Origin of the sequence: Novosphingobium rhizovicinum (assembly GCF_040813635.1) — a bacterium.
In the GTDB taxonomy this organism is placed as follows: domain Bacteria; phylum Pseudomonadota; class Alphaproteobacteria; order Sphingomonadales; family Sphingomonadaceae; genus Novosphingobium; species Novosphingobium rhizovicinum.
This window is the reverse complement of the sequence record NZ_JBFNXR010000052.1, coordinates 90,682-109,793: the sequence shown is the minus strand read 5'-3', so window position 1 is coordinate 109,793 and position 19,112 is coordinate 90,682. Positions and strand designations below refer to the sequence as shown.

Genomic DNA, 19,112 nt, shown 5'->3' with positions numbered 1-19,112 from the left:
AAGGTCTTACCAAAAACCTCAGGGGTGCTATTCAGTCTCGAACGAACGAGCGAGAGGATAACATGCTGGGAATAGTGACGCGACTGATCGGCGGCGCAAGTGTGCTGGTGCTTGCAGCTGCTGGCACCTCTCACGCGGGCTCATCATCCGGGCACGCGCCGGTGCGCATTGATGCACGTAGCTATCCCCCGGTCAGAACCATCGACGAACGCTTTCAGTCTTACCAGATCGGGTTCTCGCACCTGACCGGTGGAGAGACCTGGAAGTCTTACGATCAGCTTGAGAAAGACAAGGCCAGTCAGAAAACGGGAGCAGCGCGCGATTTTTCCGCAGTGCGCGAAGCCAGAGCGCCTACGGATCTGACCTCCGAGAAGTTCCGCAGGCTTACGAGCGCGCTGGCCCCCTTGTACATTCGTTACAGCGGCACGACGGCGAACTCGGTTTACTTCCACGACAGTGACAGCCCTGCGCCCGAGCAGGCGCCCGAGGGCTTTACCGTCGTGCTTTCGCGCCCGGCGTGGAAAGGCGCGGTCGATTTCGCCGAGGCCGTCGACGCCAAGATCGTGACATCGTTCGCGAACAGCCCTGGGGTGCGGGACGGCGCCCATGCATGGACTCCGCTGATGGCAAAGCCATGGCTCGATTACACCCGCTCGATCGGCGGCGAGATCTATGCAGCCGAATTGTTCAACGAGCCCAATGCGCCAGAACCTCCACGCATTCTGAAGGGGCACACGCCCGAAGAGTTCGCCCGCGACTATGCGGCATTCAGCAGATTCATGAAGCAGGCTGCGCCCGACGTAAAGCTCGCCGGTCCGGGGACTGCTACGCTGGGCATACCCGGCGTGGGCTCTATCAGCACCAGCAGCGCGCAGTACTTCGCCGCCAATCCCATGCCCAAAGTGGACATCGTCTCCTACCACTTCTACCCGGCCCTCGCGCAGCGCTGCGCACCGCCAACTTCGCCGCAAGGGGTGAGTGCGGACCAGGCGCTCTCGGAAGATTGGCTCTCGCGCCCGGACGCGGAACTGCAGCGACACAAGGAGCTACGGGATCGCTATGCGCCCGGAGCGCCTATCTGGTTGACCGAGACGGGTGGCGCTGCTTGCGGTGGCCTAACCTGGCAGCCGACCTTCCTCGACGTGTTCCGCTACGTCGACTTCCACGCACGCATGGCAAAACAGGGGCTGGATGCAGCATTCACCCACGCCCTCATCAGCGGCAGCAATGGCATCATCGACGAAAAGACGCTGGATCCGAACGCCAGCTATTGGGCTGCGGTGCTCTGGCGCAGGCTGATGGGCACGCAGGTTCTGGATGCGGGCGAGCAGCAGGAGGGTCTGCATCTTTATGCGCACTGTATGCGCGGCGTGAACGGCGGCGTCTCGCTGATCGCGCTTAATCTGAAGCAGCAAAGCCGCACTCTCGCCACGCCAGTCGGTGCGGAGGTGTATGCGCTGACCTCGCCGGAACTGCAGAGCAGGACCGTGCTGTTGAACGGGAAGCCGCTGGCTCTGACGGCGGACGACCAGCTGCCTTCGCTGGAGCCGAGGCGCGGCAAAAGCAGGTCTGTGACTCTGGCGCCGCTCAGCGTCAACTTCGTCGCGATGCCGAAGGCGGCAAACCCGTCCTGCGCAGCACACTGAGTTCAAGTCATAATCGGCACTCACCGCCCAAAGTGGCGGGATTCCGAATGAGATGTGGAGATGGCATGTCAGGCAAAGTGAAATACAATCTCGCCGCTGCGCTTTTGCTGCTGGGTGCAGCGACATACCCGGCGGCTGCGCAGCCCCAGCAAAGCGCCCGGCCCGAGGCACGTCCCGCAACAGTGGCCGTCGACTTCTCCAAGTCACGCGGCGAACTGATCAGGACGGAGCGCTACAACAACGTAAGCCGCCCCACGACTTTTGCGGAACAGCGGGACGCAGACGTGGAATTCCTGAACGAGCAGGGGCTGCACGGACAGGTCTATCGCGTCTGGATCGATGCGCACATCATCCATGATGAGGCGACTGGCACATACAACTATGAGCCGGTGCTGGACTACCTGGGCGATCTCAGCCGGCTGTCGGACAACCTGCTGGTGGTAATGGACACGCGTGTCGCTGTGCGGGATCGTGGAGCGACGCCCGCGCAGATCAAGCCGGTGGTCAAGACGATCATGCGCGAGTTGAAGCAGCGCTTTCCGAATATCCGTTACATCGAGGCTTTCAACGAGCCGGACCATAATCTGGCCAAAGCTCTGAAGCCCGAGCAACTCTACGCCTACTACGTGCCGTACTATGAGGCCGTGAACGAGATCAATCGAGAGCTAAAGCCCAAGATTCCGCTGGAAATCGGCGGTCCGGGCCTGATGATGTACAACGAGCCGTGGCTGCGTGCTTTTCTCAGCGATTACAAGGCAGACAAGTCTCCCGAGAAGCGGATCGACTTCATCTCCTACCATGCATATGGCGAATTTCCCGAAGGCAATGCGGACACGAACGGCCCGCGCGCCTACCATTTCTACAAGGGTAACCCCAGCGAAGTGGCCAACCAGCGGCAGCGCCTTGAGCAGGAGTTCGCCCGCTATGGTCTGGACCGCAAGACGCCCAGGCTGATCACCGAACTGGGCATCTATCCGGGGCCTTCGTTCGACAATAAGGACGACCCCAAGCCGGACTATCTGATCGGCGCAGCAGGCGTTCCATCGCTCATCTACTGGTTCCTTGATCAGCCCGGCACTTATCCGTTCAACTGGGTGGTGAGGCACAAGACCGAGGAGCGCAAGGACCAGCTTGTCACGCGTGTCGGGGAGGGTGTTCCGCCTCCGACAGATACATTCACGCCCTACGGCAACACGCTGAAAATGATGTCGAAGCTCAAGAAGGAGCGGGTTGCTGCGACGTCTGATGCGTTGACCGATGGCCAGGGGGTGTATTCCATCGCCACGAAAGACGGCACCGGCGCCGCGATCATGGTGTGGAATTATCAGCATACAAACGCGCAGAACTATCGCGTGAACATCAACATGCGCGATCTGCCTGCCAGCCTTGCGGGCAAGCCCGTGCGGCAGCAGATGTTCCGTATCGATGCGAAGACGAGCAACTACTGGGCCGATCCGGCGACGGCGAACCTGCAGAAAGTGAGTGAGACTGTCGTTCAGCCCAAGGCGCTCCAGAACCTGACGATCGATCTTCCCGCCAACGCGCTTCACCTGGTCGTGCTTGAGCCCGCGCAATCCGGAGCGGCCGCAAAGTAGGCTGCGGCTCGCTTGGGGGCGATCCAGATGAAGGTTTTGGATTTGAGGGCATGGCTGGTAGCGCTGGCCTGCGCCTGGCTTGTAGCGATGCCGGCTTTTGCCGATCCGGTCGTTATCCGCTTCGATCGAGCGGATGAGCAGGCGCGCTATGCAGCAGCGCGCCTGTCCTCAACCTTGCGCTCGCAAGGGCATCGGGTCGTCGCGAGACCGGAGGGCGAGGGTGACTTCACCGTTTCCCTTGCCGTCACGCCGGGTGCCCTGAAGCGCGAGGCTTTCCGCGTCGCGGCATACAAGCGCGCCATCGCGGTTTCCGGCGGGGACGGTGCTGGCTTGATCTACGGGGCACTGTCGCTGGCTGAGCAGATCGGCAATGGTACGGCGCTCGATCGGCTTTCGTCCGCCGAAGAGGCGCCGGCGCTGCCCTTCCGTGCGATCAAGTTCAACCTGCCGTGGGACTCCTATCGGTCTAGCTCTGCTCTGGACCTTCATTACGAGACGGTGAGGGACACCCGTTACTGGGAAGCCTTTCTCGACATGATGGTGCAGAACCGGTTCAATGCGCTGACGCTGTGGAACCTGCATCCGTTCCCGTACATGATCCGGGCAAAGAACTTCCCTGAGGCAAGCCGCTTCTCCGATGCGGAACTTGCCGAGTGGCGCAAGCTTTACAAGGCCATCTTCCACATGGCCAAGGTTCGGGGCATTGAAACGTACGTCGTTAACTGGAACGTGCTGGTCAGCCCCGAGTTCGCGAAGGCGCATAAGCTGAAAGGCAATAACTTCTGGCCCAATTACAAAGGGACGGGGGAGACCAGCGAACTGGTGAAGCGCTACACGCGTGAGAGCGTGACGCAGGTGTTGAATGAGTATCCTGACCTAACCGGCCTTGGCTTCACGCTTGCCGAGCAGATGGGAGGAATGACGCCGCAGGAACGTCAGGCCTGGATCGACGAGACCTTTATCGCCGGCATGCGGGCAGCGAAGCGGCCGGCAAAAATGATCTTTCGCGCGCCGCTTTCGTCCGATCTTGGCCAGGGTGGCTCCACGAGTGTCGAAACCGAGCGGCTCACCCGCAGGGCAATTGAGGGTCTGGACGATTTCCCCGACCCTGTCTGGCTGGAGATCAAGTTCAACTGGTCGCATGCCCATTCCAGCACCACGCTCGTAAAGACACATGGAGGGCCGCTGAACGACGCGTACTTCGATCCGCCACCGGCGAATTACAAAGTGGCTTGGATGGCCCGCAACGAGGACTTTTACGCCCTACGCTGGGGCGTCCCCGGCTTCATCCGCGAGCACATTCGCAAGAACGCCAATGCAGCCTACGTAGGCGGCTACTTCGTCGGGTCTGAAAACTACATTCCCGCGAAGGATTACTTCACCGTCGACGGTGCCGATGTCAGTTGGCGCTATGCGTTCGAGCGTCAGTGGCTGTTCTACAAGCTGTGGGGGCGCCTCCTCTATGCCCCTGACACGTCCGACGATCTGTTCCGACAGGACTTTGTCCGCCGCTATGGAGAACAGGCGCGGCCCCTGCTCGATGCATATGCGCTTGCATCCTCCACGCAGTTGCACTTCGCGACGGCAACGGACTTCACCTGGGACTTCACGCTCTACGGTGAGGGCATGATGGTCCTGGGGCGCAACGGGCTGGAGCCCCAGTCCGTCGACCGCCTCATCCAGCAAAAGCCCCTTCTGGCGAACTGGTTGTCGGTAAAGGACTATGTTGCCTTGCTGAGAATGGGCGCGACAGCACAGACTGGGCAGGTGACGCCGCTGGACCTGGCCAACCGTCTTGAGGATGAGAATGCACGTGCGCTCCAATTGGTGCAGGCAATCGACGCCTCCGACGACACTTCGCTGATGTACGAAGTGGCCGATGTGAAGACATGGGCCAACCTGGGGCTCTACTACGCTGCCAAGTTGCGGGGCGCAGTGGATCTGGAGATGTACCGACAGTCTGGCGATCCCGCGAAGAAGGCCGCGGCAATCGCACATCTCCAGCGGTCACTCACCCACTGGGACACGGTCGCAGCGATCACAAGGCCGATTTACAAGGACATGCCGCTGGCGCACTACAATCCGCCCGACAACCAGCGCACCGACGACAACCTGTTTCATTGGGCCTTGTTGCGACCAGCCATCGCCCGCGACATCACGCTGGCACAACAGGCCAGCTACGTTCCCGATCCTTGAGCGCGATGCGGTAAACTATTTTGTCCAAGCGCGCCGCTTTTCGCTTGCGGAGAGATGGCTTTGCGCCGATTTCGGCTTTCGCAGCGAACTACGTGAGGTGAATGTCGTGACATTGCGCATGCCCGAGCCCGATGCCGGTGTCATCGGCAGACGCGCCGAGATCGCGCGGGCCTTGCGCGCGATCGTGCCTGGCGAAGGCGTGATTGACCATCCTGACGAGCTTCGCCCTTACGAGAGTGATGGGCTGACGGCATACCGGCAGGCGCCGATGCTGGTCGTCTTGCCCGAAACGACGGAGCAGGTCTCCGCTGTCCTCGCCTGGTGCCATGCCCATGGTGTGAAGGTTGTGCCGCGCGGCTCGGGAACGTCGCTGTCCGGGGGCGCTTTGCCGCTCGCCGACGCGGTGTTGCTGGGGATGGGCAAGTTCAAGCGCGTCCTCGACATCTCTTATGAGGATCGCATCGCGGTCGTGCAGCCTGGGGTGACCAATCTGGCGATCACGCGCGCAGTGGAGGAACGCGGCTTCTACTACGCGCCGGACCCCTCAAGCCAGATTGCCTGCTCGATTGGCGGCAACGTGGCCGAAAACTCGGGCGGCGTGCACTGCCTGAAGTATGGTCTGACGACCAACAACGTGCTCGGCATCGAAATGGTGCTGATGGACGGCGAAGTGCTCCGCCTGGGAGGCCGGCACCTCGATCCGGCGGGGCTGGACCTGCTGGGTTTGATGGTCGGCTCGGAAGGCCTGCTCGGCGTCGTCACAGAGGTCACCGTTCGCATCCTGCCGAAGCCGGAAACGGCCCGCGCGTTGCTGATCGGCTTTTCCACCGTCGTCGGTGCTGGCGAATGCGTGGCCGAGGTGATCGGCAGTGGCATCATTCCGGCGGGCATGGAGATGATGGACCGCCCGGCGATCCACGCTGCCGAAGCGTTCGTTCAGGTCGGCTATCCGCTCGACGTCGATGCCTTGCTCATCGTCGAACTCGACGGGCCGTCGGCCGAGTGCGATCACCTGATCGAGGAGGTAGAGCGCATTGCGCAAAAGCACGGCGCCGTCTCGACGCGGATCAGCCGCAGCGAGGAAGAGCGCGCCGCCTTCTGGGCAGGCCGAAAGGCCGCGTTTCCGGCGGTAGGACGGTTGGCGCCTGACTATTACTGCATGGACGGGACTATCCCGCGCCGGCGCCTCCCTGAGGTGCTGGACAGGATGCGGCAGCTGTCGGAGCATTATGGGCTTGGCGTCGCCAATGTCTTCCACGCCGGGGACGGCAATCTGCATCCTCTGATCCTGTACGATGCCAACAAGCCCGGAGAACTGGACCGGGCGGAGGCCTTCGGAAACGACATCCTGCGCCTGTGCGTCGAGATGGGTGGCGTGCTGACGGGCGAACACGGCGTGGGCGTGGAGAAGCGCGACCTCATGCCGGAAATGTACTCCGAGGTGGATCTGGCACACCAGCAGCGGATCAAGTGCGCGTTCGACCCTGAACAGCTGCTCAACCCCGGCAAGGTGTTCCCGACCTTGCACCGCTGTGCCGAACTGGGGCGCATGCATGTCCACGCCGGAAATCTGCCGTTCCCCGAACTGCCGCGGTTCTGAAGCGATGACGATCACGATGCAGCCCTCCACGGCAGAGGATGTGCGCGAATGCGTGCTGAACACGCTTGAGGCGAAGGATACGGTCGAGATCCGCGGCGGGGGCACCAAGGCAGGGTTCGGTAAGCCCGTTCAGCCGGCGCGTATCCTGGACATGCGGGGGCTGTCCGGGATCGTCGACTATGACCCGCCGGAGCTGGTTCTCACGGTCCTGCCCGGCACGCCTTTGACCGACGTGCGAGCGGCGCTGAACGAGCTGGGGCAGGCTCTCGCCTTCGATCCGTTCGACCATGGCCCAGTTTACGGCATGGACGAAGGAGCGGCTACGATAGGCGGCGTCGTGGCAGCCGGTGTGGCCGGATCGCAGCGTCTCACCAGCGGGAGCGCGCGCGATCACCTCCTGGGCTTCAAAGCGGTCTCTGGTCGTGGCGAAGCCTTCGTGGGCGGGGCCAAAGTGGTGAAGAACGTCACTGGGTATGATCTGCCGAAGATCATGGCGGGCAGCTGGGGGCGGCTTGCGGTCCTGACCGAGTTGACATTGAAAGTCTTGCCCAAGCCCCCTGAGCGACTGACCCTCGCGCTGCGGGACTTGCCGGATGATCGCGCAGTTGCCGTCATGGCGCGCGCGCTCGGCTCACCGGCAGAAGTAGCGGCGGCGGCACACGTCATCGGCGATCCGGAAGTCGGCACGGTCACGCTGCTTCGCCTGCAAGGTGTACGGCCCTCGGTCGCGGCTCGCGCTCTTCAGCTCGAAGCGCTGCTGGGCCTCGAGGGGGAGGTCCAGCGCCTGCCGGAGCCTCTCGCCGCGCGGCTGTGGAAAGAGGTTACGAACGTGACCGCGCTCGGCACCGGCCCTTTATGGCGTATCAGCGTTCCGCCCACGGCCGGACCGGCCATCGCGCGGCGGGTGCGCGAAATGGGTGGCCGGTACCTGCTCGACTGGGGCGGCGGACTGGTCTGCGCCGTGGTCGAGGGTGAAAGCGCGACGCTTCGCACCGCCGCGCGCGAGGCTGGCGGCCATGCCACTCTGGTGCGCGCTGACCCGGCGTTGCGTGCCGAAACACCTGCCTTCCACCCCGCGCCTGTGGGCGTCGCAGCTCTGGAGGAGCGGGTGCGCCGTTCCTTCGACCCCCAAGGTATTTTCGAGACCGGACGTTTCTGATGCAAACCGCCTTCAAGCCTGAGCAACTTGCAGACCCGGCCATGGCCAGTTCCGAGGCTGTCATCCGCAAGTGCGTGCACTGCGGGTTCTGCACGGCGACCTGTCCCACTTATGTCCTTCTGGGTGACGAGCTCGACAGCCCCCGGGGGCGCATCTACCTCATCAAGGACATGCTCGAGAACGAGCGTGAGCCGACCCCGCAAATGGTCAAGCACGTCGACCGTTGCCTGTCGTGCCTGTCCTGCATGACAACCTGCCCCTCCGGCGTGAATTACATGCACCTGGTCGATCACGCCCGCGCATACATAGAGCAGAACTATCGTCGGCCCCTGCGTGAGCGCCTGTATCGAAACCTGCTTGCCTATGTGCTCCCGCACCCGGATCGCTTCCGGCTTGCGCTCCGCCTCTCGAAATTCGGACGCCCATTCCAAAGCTGGATGGCCAAGGCTGACGCGCTGAAGCCGCTGTCGGCCATGCTTGCACTGGCGCCGGAGCAGACGCCTCGCGAAGCGCGCGGAGAGGCTCCCGTTGCGCGCGGCGAGAGCAGGGGCCGAGTGGCGCTCCTTGGCGGGTGCGCGGAGCCGGTCCTCAAGCCCGAGATTCGGGAAGCCACAGTCCGGCTGCTGACCAGACTGGGCTACGAGGTTGTCACGGCAAGCGGAGAGGGCTGCTGCGGATCGCTCGTCCATCATTTGGGACGCGAGGCGCAGGCGCTGGAATCCGCGCGGCGCAATGTCGATGCCTGGATCGCGGAGGTTGAGCGCGGCGGGCTGGCGGCTATTCTCGTCACCGCGTCGGGTTGCGGCACGACGATCAAGGACTACGGCTTCATGCTGCGCGAGGATGCGCGCTACGCGGACAAGGCAGCGGCTGTCTCTGCTCTCGCCATGGACATTTCCGAGTTTCTCGCCGGAGCGGACCTTCCCACGGCGGAGGCAAAGGGCATCACCGTTGCGTATCACGCCGCCTGCTCTCTGCAGCACGGTCAGAAGATCGCGGACGCCCCCAAGCGGCTGCTTGCCGCTGCGGGATTCGAGGTTCGCACGCCCGCAGACGCGCATCTGTGCTGCGGTTCGGCAGGCACCTACAATATCCTGCAGCCGGAGATCGCCGGCGAACTCGGCGCGCGCAAGGTCGCTACGCTGGAGCGCCTGGCTTCGGACGTCATCGTCACCGGTAATATCGGCTGTGCGACGCAGATCGGTACGCGGACCGGCACTCCGGTGGTCCACACTGTCGAACTGCTCGACTGGGCCTACGGCGGACCCCAGCCGCAGGCGCTTTGTCCTAGCGCCCGAAGCTAAACCGCTTCTGTCGCCAGGGGAATAACCGGCTTGCTGCGGCTCCGGTCCGGGCCAGTCATAAAGAAGCTGAACGCACCCAACAGTGTCGTCACGGCCACTAAGAGAAGAAAGGGCGAGTAGCTGTCGCTTACTGCCAGCGTATAGCTCAGGATCACCGCGCCCAGGGCGCCGCCGCCGTCGAGGCCCGCCTTCACAAATCCTAGGATTAGGCTGTAGTTCTTCAGGTCGAAATGGCGCGAGATCATGTAGGAGGCCAGATCGCCTTCGGCGCCTTGCGCGATGCCGATAATCAGGACTGCGAAGGCAAGAAGCCACACCAGGCTGATAGGCGCGGCAAGTATGACATAGCCGATTGCCGGGAGGCTCAGCCCGAAAAGCGCCAGAATGTGCGCGCTGACACGGTCAAGAGCGAGGCCGAACAGTAGCCGGCCCATGATCACTCCCACCGCGTAGAGGGACACCATCCAAGTCGCCAGCGTATCCGGCACGCCATTGGCCAGCACGATCAGCTTGATCTGCGACGCAGCGAACACCTGCGGCACGTTGATGAGGAACATGCCGCCGACCAGGAGGAGGAAGGTCCGGTTTTTCACCAGCGTGCTCAGTTCTTCCCGGCTGAGCTTGGGCGGGACTGGCTTTGGCTCCGCCCCGGCCTTGCCCGAGCGGGACCGCCGCCCCAGCATCACCGTAAAAGTCACGCCACCCAAGGCAGAAACTATGCCCAGCGCGACAAGGGCTGACCGCCAACCGTAATCTGTGATGAGCATGCCCAGCAGCGGCGCCGCGACCGCTCCCGTAATGGGTGGCCCCATCATCAGGAGCGACAGTGCGGTACCCCGCGCCTTGTCAAACCTTTCGACGATGATCCGGGAGAAAACGAGCGACGTGGACAGCACTCCGAAGATGTGTTGCACCAGCCAGATCGCGAAGAACTCGTATATGTTGCCCGTCATCGCGCTGAGGCCGAAGAAGCCGAGCGACATGGACACGAAGCCGACGATAGCGGCAATACGTGCGCCCACCCGATCAGCGAAACGCCCCATGAAGGGGGTCAGCAGCATCGTCACGAACGGCAAGGACCCGACGAGGGCGAACTGCGCCTTTGACCAGCCGAACTCCTTGATGAGTTCGGGCGCGAACAGGCTCATGGTGTAGTGGCTGAGTGCCGACCCTGTAGATATGCCGATGAATGTGGCGAGTACGGAGCGCCAGTTCAGGCGGAACTCGGTCAAGTACGTCAAGTTCGTCTCTCACCTTGTCGGCGAGGTCCTCGCCTGTTCTTTTGCTGGAGCAGCCTTATCGCAGCTGAAAGGCCCGGGCCAGACGTCGAGAGGCATATGGACAAAAAAACTTACCAATCGTACGGAACGGGTCATCGCAGCACGCAGTGGCTTAGAAGACGCCGCTGTGCCGTTCGCTTCGGAAGGGAATGAGCAGAAATGATGCAGGCCGAGGGCACGCCCTGGTGGGAGCAGCCGTACCGCATCGTGCAGACGAACCTGCGCCTGATCGACGCCGGTCTCGATCCTCTGGCGCTGGCGAGGCAGGTTCGCGAATTCGGCGCGACTGCGCTTACCTTCAACGTCGGCGGCATCTTTGCCTTTTACCCGACCGAGCTACCCCTGCAGGCCCGCAATCCTCTGCTCACGCGCGATCTCACCGGAGATATGCTGAAGGCCGCCAGGGCCGAAGGGCTGCGGATGATCGGGCGCTTCGACCTCTCGAAGGGCACCCGCGTCGCCTATGAGGCGCATCCGGAATGGTTCGTGCACAATGAAGCGGGCGAACCGCAGGAGTACAACGGCACCTATCAGGCGTGCGTGAATGGGGGCTGGGCGCATGACTACGCCCACCGCATTCTGGACGAGGCACTGAAGCGCTATGATCTGGACGGCGTGTTCTTCAACATGACCGGCTATCAGCCCGTGGATTACAGCGGCCGTTATCGCGGGATCTGCCATTGCCGCAATTGCCAGACGGGCTTTCAGGAGATGTTCGGGCGCGCTCTTCCCACTCGCGAAGAGTTCAGCGACCCGGCTTTTGCCGATTATCTGGAGTTCAAGAAGCGGACCAGCAGGGCGGCGTCGCAGAAGCTCTACGACACCGTCAAGCGTCTGCGGCCTGAGACGGGGGTGATGGGCAATGGCCACGGAAGCTACGACTTCATGCGCCTGGAAATACAGCGCGCGGTAAGCCGTCCGGCGCCCGAGTGGCCCCACCAACCCGGAGAGCTTACGCGCTGGGCCGCATCGATAGGAAGGGGGAAGCCTTACTCCTGCGCATCGACCAACTTCCTCGACTATCAGTGGCGGTATGCATCGGAAACGCCGCACAATCATCTGCTCCGCTTGGGGCAGCAGATCGCCGGCGGGGCGCAGATCGACTACTACCTGTTCGGCACTTTCGATCAGGAGAACACCGAGCCGCTGGAGCCGGTCCGCCAATTCATGCACTGGCACGCGCGCAACGGGCAGCACCTGACCGGAACCGTCTCCGGCGCCAAAGTCGCACTCTATCACTCGCGGGCGGCTGATCTGCATGCGGGCGCGACGGCCACCGGCAAGTTGCGCACGAACGCATTTCGCGGTGCCTATCGTCTTCTGCTGGAAGCGCGCATCCCCTTCGATTTCGTAAGCGATCAGGTCATGGGCGATGCCGACATCGCCGCAAAGCTGGCGCAATATGACGCGATCCTGCTCCCCAGCACGACTTGCCTCAGCGATGCCGAAGCAGCCGTTCTGGATGCCTTCGTGGCGCAAGGCGGCACGCTGATCGCAACTGGCGAGACCGGCCTTTATGACGAGCATGGCGGCAAGCGCGACGAGTTCGCGCTAAGGAGCTTGCCGGTGACGCGGGTGAGCCATGCTGCCAGCACCCTTGAGACTTACGTGCGCATCGGCGAGGACGAACTGGACTTTCCGCACACTCGTCTCCTGCACCTGGACGGGTGGTACTGGCATGCGGATCGCCGCGACGCCGCGGGGTGCATGCTCACCTTGCTGCCGCAGCCGAAGTATGGCCCGCCGGAACTCTGCTTCGATGAGCTCGAACCCGATAGCAATCCGGGCGTGGTCAGCCAGAGCTTTGGCGCGGGGCGGACGCACTACCTGCCCTGGCTTCCGGAGTGGCTCTATTTCCGCGACGGATTGCCCGAACATCGCGAGCTTGTCGCGCAGCTTGTCGGCGCGGCATCGCAACCGCCGGTGAAGCTTCTTGGTGCGGGTCCGGTGGAGATAACTCTGCGCGTCAAGGACCGGGGCGCTGGCGAGCGCGTGGTTCACGTGGTGAACTATGCCGGTCAGCGGCAAAGCGCCTACGAGGAGCCGCCTGCGCTGCATGGCTTGCGACTGGGTATCCACCGCGCAGCCGGTGAAGTCCGGCTTCTGGTGGATGGCAGTACGCTGACCTTGTCCGGGTGTGATGGTGAGGGCTACAGCTGGGTCGATCTGCCGCCGGTAAAGTATTTCGAAGCGGTCGTCCTGCCCGCAGCCACGGCGTGAGCGGAGAAAGGGCGATGAACGGGCACACGGTCGTCACCACGCTCCCTTATCAGGCGGGGCATTGGGCGCGCCTTGAAAAGGCATTGGAGGGAGCGACGGTTCTGCGCTTCGCCAACCCGCAGAGCGACGGCTTCGCAGAGGCCTTGTCCCGCGCGGATGTGGCGCTTCTTGCTGCCGATCCCGAAGAATGGGTCCTTCGCGAGGCGTCCTTGCGCTGGATCCACATCGATCATGCCGGATTGAACCGGGCCGCGCGGCCTGAAGCCATGCGCCACGGTTTGACCGTGACCGGTTCGGCCGGACGCTCGGCGCCGGTGCTTGCCGAACATGCCATGTTCTTCGCACTGGCCCTGGCTTACCGCTATCCCGCGTTTCTCGATGCGCAGCGGGCGCATCAGTGGGGCGTGGCGGGGCAGAACGATCTGCGGGGACTTTACGGCCGCACCATGGGCATCGTGGGCATGGGCAACACGGGGCAGGAACTCGCCACACGGGCGAAGGCATTCGGAATGCGGGTGCTCGGCTATCGGAGGCGGGCCACTGAAGCGCCGGCAGGCGTGGACGAAATGTACAGCGCCGATGCGGACCAGACTCTCGACGATCTCCTCGAGCGGAGCGACTTCGTTGTTCTTGCCCTCGGCTTGTCGGACAGGACGCATCATCTGATCGGCGCACGCGAGCTCGATCTGATTGGGCCCAAAGGCTACCTTATCAACATGGCGAGAGGTCCGGTCATCGACGAGGCCGCGTTGACGCAGGCTCTGTACGAAGAGCGGATCGCCGGCGCCGGTCTGGACACGTTCGAGATCGAACCTTTACCTGCCGACAGCAGATTGTGGGACGCACCCAACGTCCTCATCACACCTCATGTTACGCCTCAGGTTCCTGATAGAACGGCGCGTTCTCTCGACATAATCTGTGAGAACATCCGGCGGTTCCAGGCGGGCGAGCCGATGCTCAACACGTTGACCCGAGAGGATGTCTACACGCCGCCGCGCTAGCGAGCGGCAGCTTTGGGCGCCCGCTCGCGCCCCTTGGCAGGGGCCAGCAGTTCATGCCGCGCCAGCCTGCGCGTCGCGCTCATCAGCCGTTGTTCCTCTTCATGGATCTCGCGCTGCGTCCGCATCGTTGAGACCATGTGCTGGCGGGCAGCACGTTCCGCCTCGTCCGGATCGCCTGCCATGATCGCGTCGAACACGGCGCGATGTTCGGCCAGCTGCGCCTCGGGCGCCCGCCGATGTTCGAAAAGATTCTGGCGGTTCAGGTGGACGTGGGAGCGCAGAATGTCCTCCAGGCTGCGCATCACCTGCAGCACCATGACGTTGTGAGAGGCGGCATAGATCGCGAAGTGAAAGTCGCCGTCCGCCCCGGCGATCGCTGCCACATCTCCGGCTTCGTGCGCCGCTTCCATGGCGCGAAAGTGCCGCTCGATGGTCGCCCGGTCCACCGATGAGGCTCTCTGCGCCGCCAGCCGCGCCGCCTCGGCTTCGACGGCCGCGCGAAACTCCATGCAGTCGAAGCGACCCTGCGGATTATCGAACAGGAGCAGCAGCGGGTCGCGCAGCGACTTGCCGATGGACTTGCTGATGTAGCACGCCCCGTTCGCATCCGTCTCAAGCAGTCCCCGCTCGATGAGCTTTTCCAGCCCCTCGCGCAGGGAAGGCCGTGAAACGTCGAGCTTCACGGCCAGTTCGCGCTCAGGCAGAAGCCGCTCGCCGGGTGGCAGCGCTCCTTCCAGGATGAGTTCCTGTATGTGGTCGGCGACCGCATCCGCCAGCTTGGCGGGTCTGATTGAAGTAAGCGGCACGGCGACCTCCTGGAGTTGACAGGCCCGAGCGGCGCGCGCCGGTTGTCTAACCCGCGCACTACCGTGCTGTAAGATGACCCTTACCCCAAGTTACTCGGCCAGCTCGCATTCTGCCAGTGCCTCGATCGCGCGAACCATGCCAGAGTGATCCCATGCCTTGCCGCCGCGCGCGACGCACGCGCTGAACAATTGCTGGGCCATTGCCGTGTTCGGCAGTGCCATCCCGAGCGACCGTGCGCTGGAGAGTGCAAGGTTGAGATCCTTCTGATGCAGTTCGATGCGAAAGCCTGGCTCGAACGTGCGCTTGATCATGCGCTCGGCGTGCACTTCCAGCACGCGGGAGGAGGCGAAGCCGCCCAGCAGTGCCTCGCGCACCTTGGCCGGATCGGCCCCGGCCTTGGCGGCAAAGACCAGAGCCTCGCTTACGGCCTCGATGTTCAGGGCGACGATGATCTGGTTGGCGACCTTGGCCACCTGCCCATCGCCGACGCCGCCGACGTGCGTGATATTCTTGCCCATCAGTTCCAGGAGCGGCAGCGCCTTGGCGAAGGCCTCGGGTGAGCCGCCGCACATGATAGTGAGGGCCGCGTTCTTGGCTCCGACCTCGCCGCCCGATACGGGCGCATCGACGTAATCGCAGCCGAGCTCAAGGATGCGAGAGGCGAACGCCCGCGTGGCGATCGGGTCGATGGAGCTCATGTCGATCACGAGCGTGCCCGGCTTCAGTCCCTCGGCGACACCGCCGGTGCCCAAGAGTACCCGCTCCACGTCAGGGGTATCGGGCACCATCAGAATGACGACTTCGGCGTTCTCTGCGACTTCACGCGGCGTCTGACACACTTTGGCGCCGGCCTTCGTGAACTCCTGTGGAAGCGGCGTGCGGTGCTGCACCACGCCGAGCCGGTGCCCTGCAGCTTGCAGGTGACCGGCCATGGGCCGCCCCATGATGCCAAGACCGATGAAGCCGATATTCATGACGTTCTCCTGAAGATTAGAGTTTCGCGTTCTTGGGAAGCGCGAGGATGGCGCGGAAATCGTTGACGTTGGTTCGCGTGGGTCCGGTGACGACAAGGTCGCCCAACGCCTTGAAGAAGCTCCCGCTGTCGTGTCGTTCCAGACAGTCCAGAGGGTTCAGTCCCAGGGTCCGCGCCTTGTCCAACGTTCCTGGCGAGACAATCGCGCCGGCAGCGCCGAGATTGATGCCGTCCTCGCCATCCGTATCGGCTGCCAGGGCCCAGACATCCGCAGCACCCTTCAGCTCACAGGCGAGCGCTAGCGCGAACTCGGTGTTGCGCCCGCCGCGCCCGCCGCCGGAAGATCCGAGGGTGACGGTTGTCTCACCGCCGGAGATGAAGACGGTGGGGCTCGCCACAGGTGCGATGCCTCGAGCCATGGCCTGAGCGACCTTCCGGCTCTCACCCTCGATATCGTCGCCCAGGATCACGGGGGTGATTCCGTGCTGCCGTGCGAGCTCCGCTGCCGCCTGCAGAGAGGCCGCAGGTTTGGCGACCAGAATGACCTTTCCGTGAGTGGGCGCTGGAGAGGCTTTCGGCCTTGCCCGAAGGAGGTTGGCGACGCGCGCGGGCAGGGCGGGTCCCAATCTTGTCACGATTGCATCCCAGGGCAGTTCCTCAGCCGCCGGGTCGACGACGGTCGGCCCTGACGCAATGGCCGCGGTATCGTCTCCCGGTATGTCGCTGATCGCCAGCGTCAGGACACGCGCGGGACGGGCGGCGGCTGCAAGCTTGCCTCCCTTGACCGCCGAGAGCCTGCGACGAACGGCGTTCATGGTGCGGATATCCAAACCTGAGGCCAGGAGCAGCCGATTGGTAACCTGTTTGTCCGCCAGGGTCAGTCCCGAAACAGGCAGGCACATCGTCGATGATCCGCCCCCTGATATGAGAGCCAGGACGAGGTCATCGGCTGCGAGGCCTTCGACAGCAGCGAGAACTTCGCGCGCGGCGACGACGGAGTTCTCGTCCGGCACTGGATGCGCGGCTTCGAGTACCCGGATGCGCTCGCACGGAACGGCTGATCCGTAAGGAACCGCAACGACGCCGGAGAGCGGGACGTCGGGCCATGCTCTCTCAACAGCAAGCGCCATCGCCGCGGCGGCTTTACCGGCGCCGACGACGACACAGCGCCCCCCTGGCGGCTCGGGCAGGTGCGCGGGCAACACCTTGAGAGGGTCTGCCGAAGCTACAGCGGCATCGAACATCAAGCGGAGCAGAGTCCGCGCAGCCCTGTCGCGCGGCTCATGCTCGTTATCCGATGAAGTCCGCCATTCGTCTGTCAGCATGTTTTCCAGGGCTCTCACAGGCCCGGCGGGCCTTCGTCACTGCTGGCGTGAATGCAGGAACATGATTCCGCCAGCAGTGACAATTGAGCGTCTGGATAACTTTTCTTACCATGATGCGCAATGGTCTGCGCTGAACTGCAACCGGTCAGGTAAGCTCAGGGAACAAGCGAACTTGCCTCGATACGGCGGCCGTTGAACTCCGCGAAGCCGTGCGTCAGCGGCTCGCCCGAGGCATCGGGGCCGAAGATCAGCTTGGCCGGAAGTTCACCCGTGAGTGGTCCGAAGGTCATCTTCAGGTCCATCCGTCCAGGCTGCGGCCCGGAAAGCTGAAGTTTTGCGGTGTACGTAGACCGGCCCATGGGGTTGGCTGCCAGCCTCTCGGTGCCAGAGTAGACGCTGCGCCCATCGTCACTGAAGTCGAAGTAGCTCTTCTCGATCACGCCGGCCGGCGTGCGGCGATACGTGATGTACCCCGAGCGCTTCCCGTAGACCTTCACGTCGATATCGCGCGCCGCTTTCGCATAGTCCTTGATCACCGAGAGATCCGTAGACCCGTACGGAATGCGATCGGGTGTGATCTTGCCAGGGACCGGCGCCGCCGGGCGATAATCAGGCAGTGTGACGATCTGGATCCGCTCCGATCCTCCTGTTCGCCTTCCTTCCTGCCACATCGCCTTCTGGCCTCCGGGATGCCAGGACATCGGTGAACGGTAGACCCAGTCCTTGTCCGTGCTGAGGTTGTGGCCCTGGTAGTTGTCCTGGGTTTTGGACGCTTCGATGTCGATCAGGGCGGGCCCGATGTTGCCCGGACGCGCGCGCCGTACTCCGGTGACAGAGTAAGTGTAGGCAAGCATGCTCAGCCCCATGTTCATGCTGTCCGGATAAGGCCGCGGCACGAGCCCCAGTATCGCGGGGTCTGTCTGCTCCGAAAAGCGCGTGGTCATGGTGATGCCAAGCCGCTCGTCTGGCGAGAAGATCGTCGTTTCGGTGTATCCCGGCGTGTCGGTGATGGCCTGACGTTCCGGAGCAAGAAGGCTCTGGACGACAGAGTCCGGGATGTCGCGGCGCGTGGCGCCGACCACCGACAGAGCCGTTCCGCCATGGACGAACTGCTTTACCTCGCCGCCCAGCACAGGCTTGGGCAGTACGCCGTCCGGGTGCGCGGGATCGGGCTGGAAGGGATCAAGGGTGCTGATGATCTGCGGCTTGGCGATGATGTAAGTCGCACCCGACTTTTGCAGCTCCCCAGTCAAGACCACGGCCGAGTAGTTCGACAGCAGAGTAGTCCAGGCTATGTGGCGATTGTCCGGCGCGACGATCATCTCCGACCAACGGTGCGAAACATGATCGCCGCCGGCGACTTCGGCGGGATACTGCACCGGAATGAGTTTCGGATCGGTGCATTGCTCAAGGACCGTCGCACATTCCAGAACGAAGTCGCCCAGGAAGATGCGCTTGTTGTCCGGGAAGACCATGAAGCGAATGCCGTTGTCCTTCGCGCGCTCGGGTATCTGGCCCGAAAAGAACGGACGGAAATCGGTGCCGTCATCATCCATGGTCGCCAATTTGACTTGGCGGCGATCTTCCACTCCCTTGTCGGCATACGAGACCAGCACGCTGCCGGAAGGCGTGTAAGTGCCGGTTCTAAGGTCGAGATTGGGATCGAAGGGGACGGTCGAGACGGCAAAGCGATCTATCGCTGGCCCGGTCATGGCGGGGCCGCCACCGCCTGTCTGCGCGCAACCCGCGACCGAGCCAAGAAGCGAGAGGAGAATGGCCACTCTTCTGGTGGGCGATGGCGTCATGGGTGTCTCTCCAGAGCTGAAAGGGATCAGTGTGTCTGCGCGTGCAGGGTATCGCTGATGCGACGAGAGCGGGCGCAGAAGCGCATGCTTGTCGACAAAGCGTGAGCGTCAAATGCAGTGTCGCACGTGTGTTCAAGGTGAGGGACCAGGAACACACGTGCGACCACTTCATCGCGTCGGGACAGACGCGGTTGGCGCAAG

13 protein-coding genes are annotated in these 19,112 nt (G+C 63.2%); 8 read left to right on the top strand and 5 right to left on the bottom strand.

Annotated features, from left to right (window positions below):
- The first annotated feature begins 62 nt into the window (after positions 1-62).
- The 6 genes from ABUH87_RS14795 to glcF all read left to right on the top strand — a co-directional run bounded on the left by ABUH87_RS14795 (position 63) and on the right by glcF (position 9,500).
- The gene (locus ABUH87_RS14795; protein WP_367774851.1) at positions 63-1,646 is read left to right on the top strand and encodes a hypothetical protein; all 1,584 of its coding nucleotides are present in this window, start codon (positions 63-65) and stop codon (positions 1,644-1,646) included.
- A gap of 65 nt (positions 1,647-1,711) precedes the next feature.
- Entirely contained in the window at positions 1,712-3,241 is a 1,530-nt protein-coding gene (locus ABUH87_RS14790) for a glycosyl hydrolase (protein WP_367774850.1), read from the top strand.
- Between the two features lie 27 nt (positions 3,242-3,268).
- Entirely contained in the window at positions 3,269-5,437 is a 2,169-nt protein-coding gene (locus ABUH87_RS14785; RefSeq protein ID WP_367774849.1) for a glycoside hydrolase family 20 zincin-like fold domain-containing protein, read from the top strand.
- Between the two features lie 106 nt (positions 5,438-5,543).
- Entirely contained in the window at positions 5,544-7,037 is a 1,494-nt protein-coding gene (locus tag ABUH87_RS14780; RefSeq protein WP_367774848.1) for an FAD-linked oxidase C-terminal domain-containing protein, read from the top strand.
- The gene (locus ABUH87_RS14775; protein WP_367774847.1) at positions 6,991-8,196 is read left to right on the top strand and encodes an FAD-binding protein; all 1,206 of its coding nucleotides are present in this window, start codon (positions 6,991-6,993) and stop codon (positions 8,194-8,196) included. Before ABUH87_RS14780 ends, ABUH87_RS14775 begins: the two co-directional genes overlap by 47 nt.
- On the top strand, positions 8,196-9,500 hold the full coding sequence (gene glcF / locus ABUH87_RS14770) for a glycolate oxidase subunit GlcF (protein ID WP_367774846.1): 1,305 nt from the start codon (positions 8,196-8,198) through the stop codon (positions 9,498-9,500). The genes ABUH87_RS14775 and glcF overlap by 1 nt, the downstream gene beginning before the upstream one ends.
- Here the strand turns inward: glcF and ABUH87_RS14765 are convergent.
- Positions 9,497-10,741 (bottom strand): MFS transporter, encoded by a 1,245-nt coding sequence (locus tag ABUH87_RS14765; RefSeq protein ID WP_367774845.1) that lies wholly within the window; start codon positions 10,739-10,741, stop codon positions 9,497-9,499. The genes glcF and ABUH87_RS14765 overlap by 4 nt on opposite strands.
- A gap of 198 nt (positions 10,742-10,939) precedes the next feature.
- On the opposite strand from ABUH87_RS14765, the gene ABUH87_RS14760 reads away from it, so the two are divergent.
- Together ABUH87_RS14760 and ABUH87_RS14755 are read left to right on the top strand one after the other, a co-directional pair.
- Positions 10,940-13,000, top strand: a complete 2,061-nt coding sequence (locus ABUH87_RS14760) for a beta-galactosidase trimerization domain-containing protein (RefSeq protein ID WP_367774844.1) — start codon at positions 10,940-10,942, stop codon at positions 12,998-13,000.
- Positions 13,001-13,014: 14 nt separating this feature from the next.
- Positions 13,015-14,001 carry a D-2-hydroxyacid dehydrogenase gene (locus ABUH87_RS14755; protein ID WP_367774843.1) on the top strand — a complete coding sequence of 329 codons (987 nt, stop codon included), beginning with the start codon at positions 13,015-13,017 and terminating at the stop codon, positions 13,999-14,001.
- Here ABUH87_RS14755 and ABUH87_RS14750 read toward each other — a convergent pair.
- The 4 genes from ABUH87_RS14750 to ABUH87_RS14735 all read right to left on the bottom strand — a co-directional run bounded on the left by ABUH87_RS14750 (position 13,998) and on the right by ABUH87_RS14735 (position 18,911).
- Positions 13,998-14,807 carry an FCD domain-containing protein gene (locus tag ABUH87_RS14750; protein WP_367774842.1) on the bottom strand — a complete coding sequence of 270 codons (810 nt, stop codon included), beginning with the start codon at positions 14,805-14,807 and terminating at the stop codon, positions 13,998-14,000. The two genes, ABUH87_RS14755 and ABUH87_RS14750, sit on opposite strands and share 4 nt — an antisense overlap.
- A gap of 90 nt (positions 14,808-14,897) precedes the next feature.
- Complete coding sequence (locus ABUH87_RS14745) at positions 14,898-15,782, bottom strand: 2-hydroxy-3-oxopropionate reductase (protein ID WP_367774841.1); 885 nt, start codon at positions 15,780-15,782, stop codon at positions 14,898-14,900.
- A 16-nt stretch (positions 15,783-15,798) separates the two neighbouring features.
- A complete protein-coding gene (locus ABUH87_RS14740; RefSeq protein WP_367774840.1) occupies positions 15,799-17,106 on the bottom strand; it encodes a glycerate kinase type-2 family protein in 1,308 nt (435 codons plus the stop codon).
- 155 nt (positions 17,107-17,261) lie between these two features.
- On the bottom strand, positions 17,262-18,911 hold the full coding sequence (locus ABUH87_RS14735; protein WP_367774839.1) for a hypothetical protein: 1,650 nt from the start codon (positions 18,909-18,911) through the stop codon (positions 17,262-17,264).
- Between the last annotated feature and the right edge of the window lie 201 nt (positions 18,912-19,112).

Coding starts and splice junctions, on each gene's coding strand:
- ABUH87_RS14745 (WP_367774841.1), bottom strand. CDS start 15,782: ATGAATATCGGCTTCATCGGTCTTGGCATCATGGGGCGGCCCATGGCC.
- ABUH87_RS14760 (WP_367774844.1), top strand. CDS start 10,940: ATGATGCAGGCCGAGGGCACGCCCTGGTGGGAGCAGCCGTACCGCATC.
- ABUH87_RS14735 (WP_367774839.1), bottom strand. CDS start 18,911: ATGACGCCATCGCCCACCAGAAGAGTGGCCATTCTCCTCTCGCTTCTT.
- ABUH87_RS14755 (WP_367774843.1), top strand. CDS start 13,015: ATGAACGGGCACACGGTCGTCACCACGCTCCCTTATCAGGCGGGGCAT.
- ABUH87_RS14790 (WP_367774850.1), top strand. CDS start 1,712: ATGTCAGGCAAAGTGAAATACAATCTCGCCGCTGCGCTTTTGCTGCTG.
- ABUH87_RS14740 (WP_367774840.1), bottom strand. CDS start 17,106: ATGCTGACAGACGAATGGCGGACTTCATCGGATAACGAGCATGAGCCG.
- glcF (WP_367774846.1), top strand. CDS start 8,196: ATGCAAACCGCCTTCAAGCCTGAGCAACTTGCAGACCCGGCCATGGCC.
- ABUH87_RS14775 (WP_367774847.1), top strand. CDS start 6,991: ATGTCCACGCCGGAAATCTGCCGTTCCCCGAACTGCCGCGGTTCTGAA.
- ABUH87_RS14785 (WP_367774849.1), top strand. CDS start 3,269: ATGAAGGTTTTGGATTTGAGGGCATGGCTGGTAGCGCTGGCCTGCGCC.
- ABUH87_RS14795 (WP_367774851.1), top strand. CDS start 63: ATGCTGGGAATAGTGACGCGACTGATCGGCGGCGCAAGTGTGCTGGTG.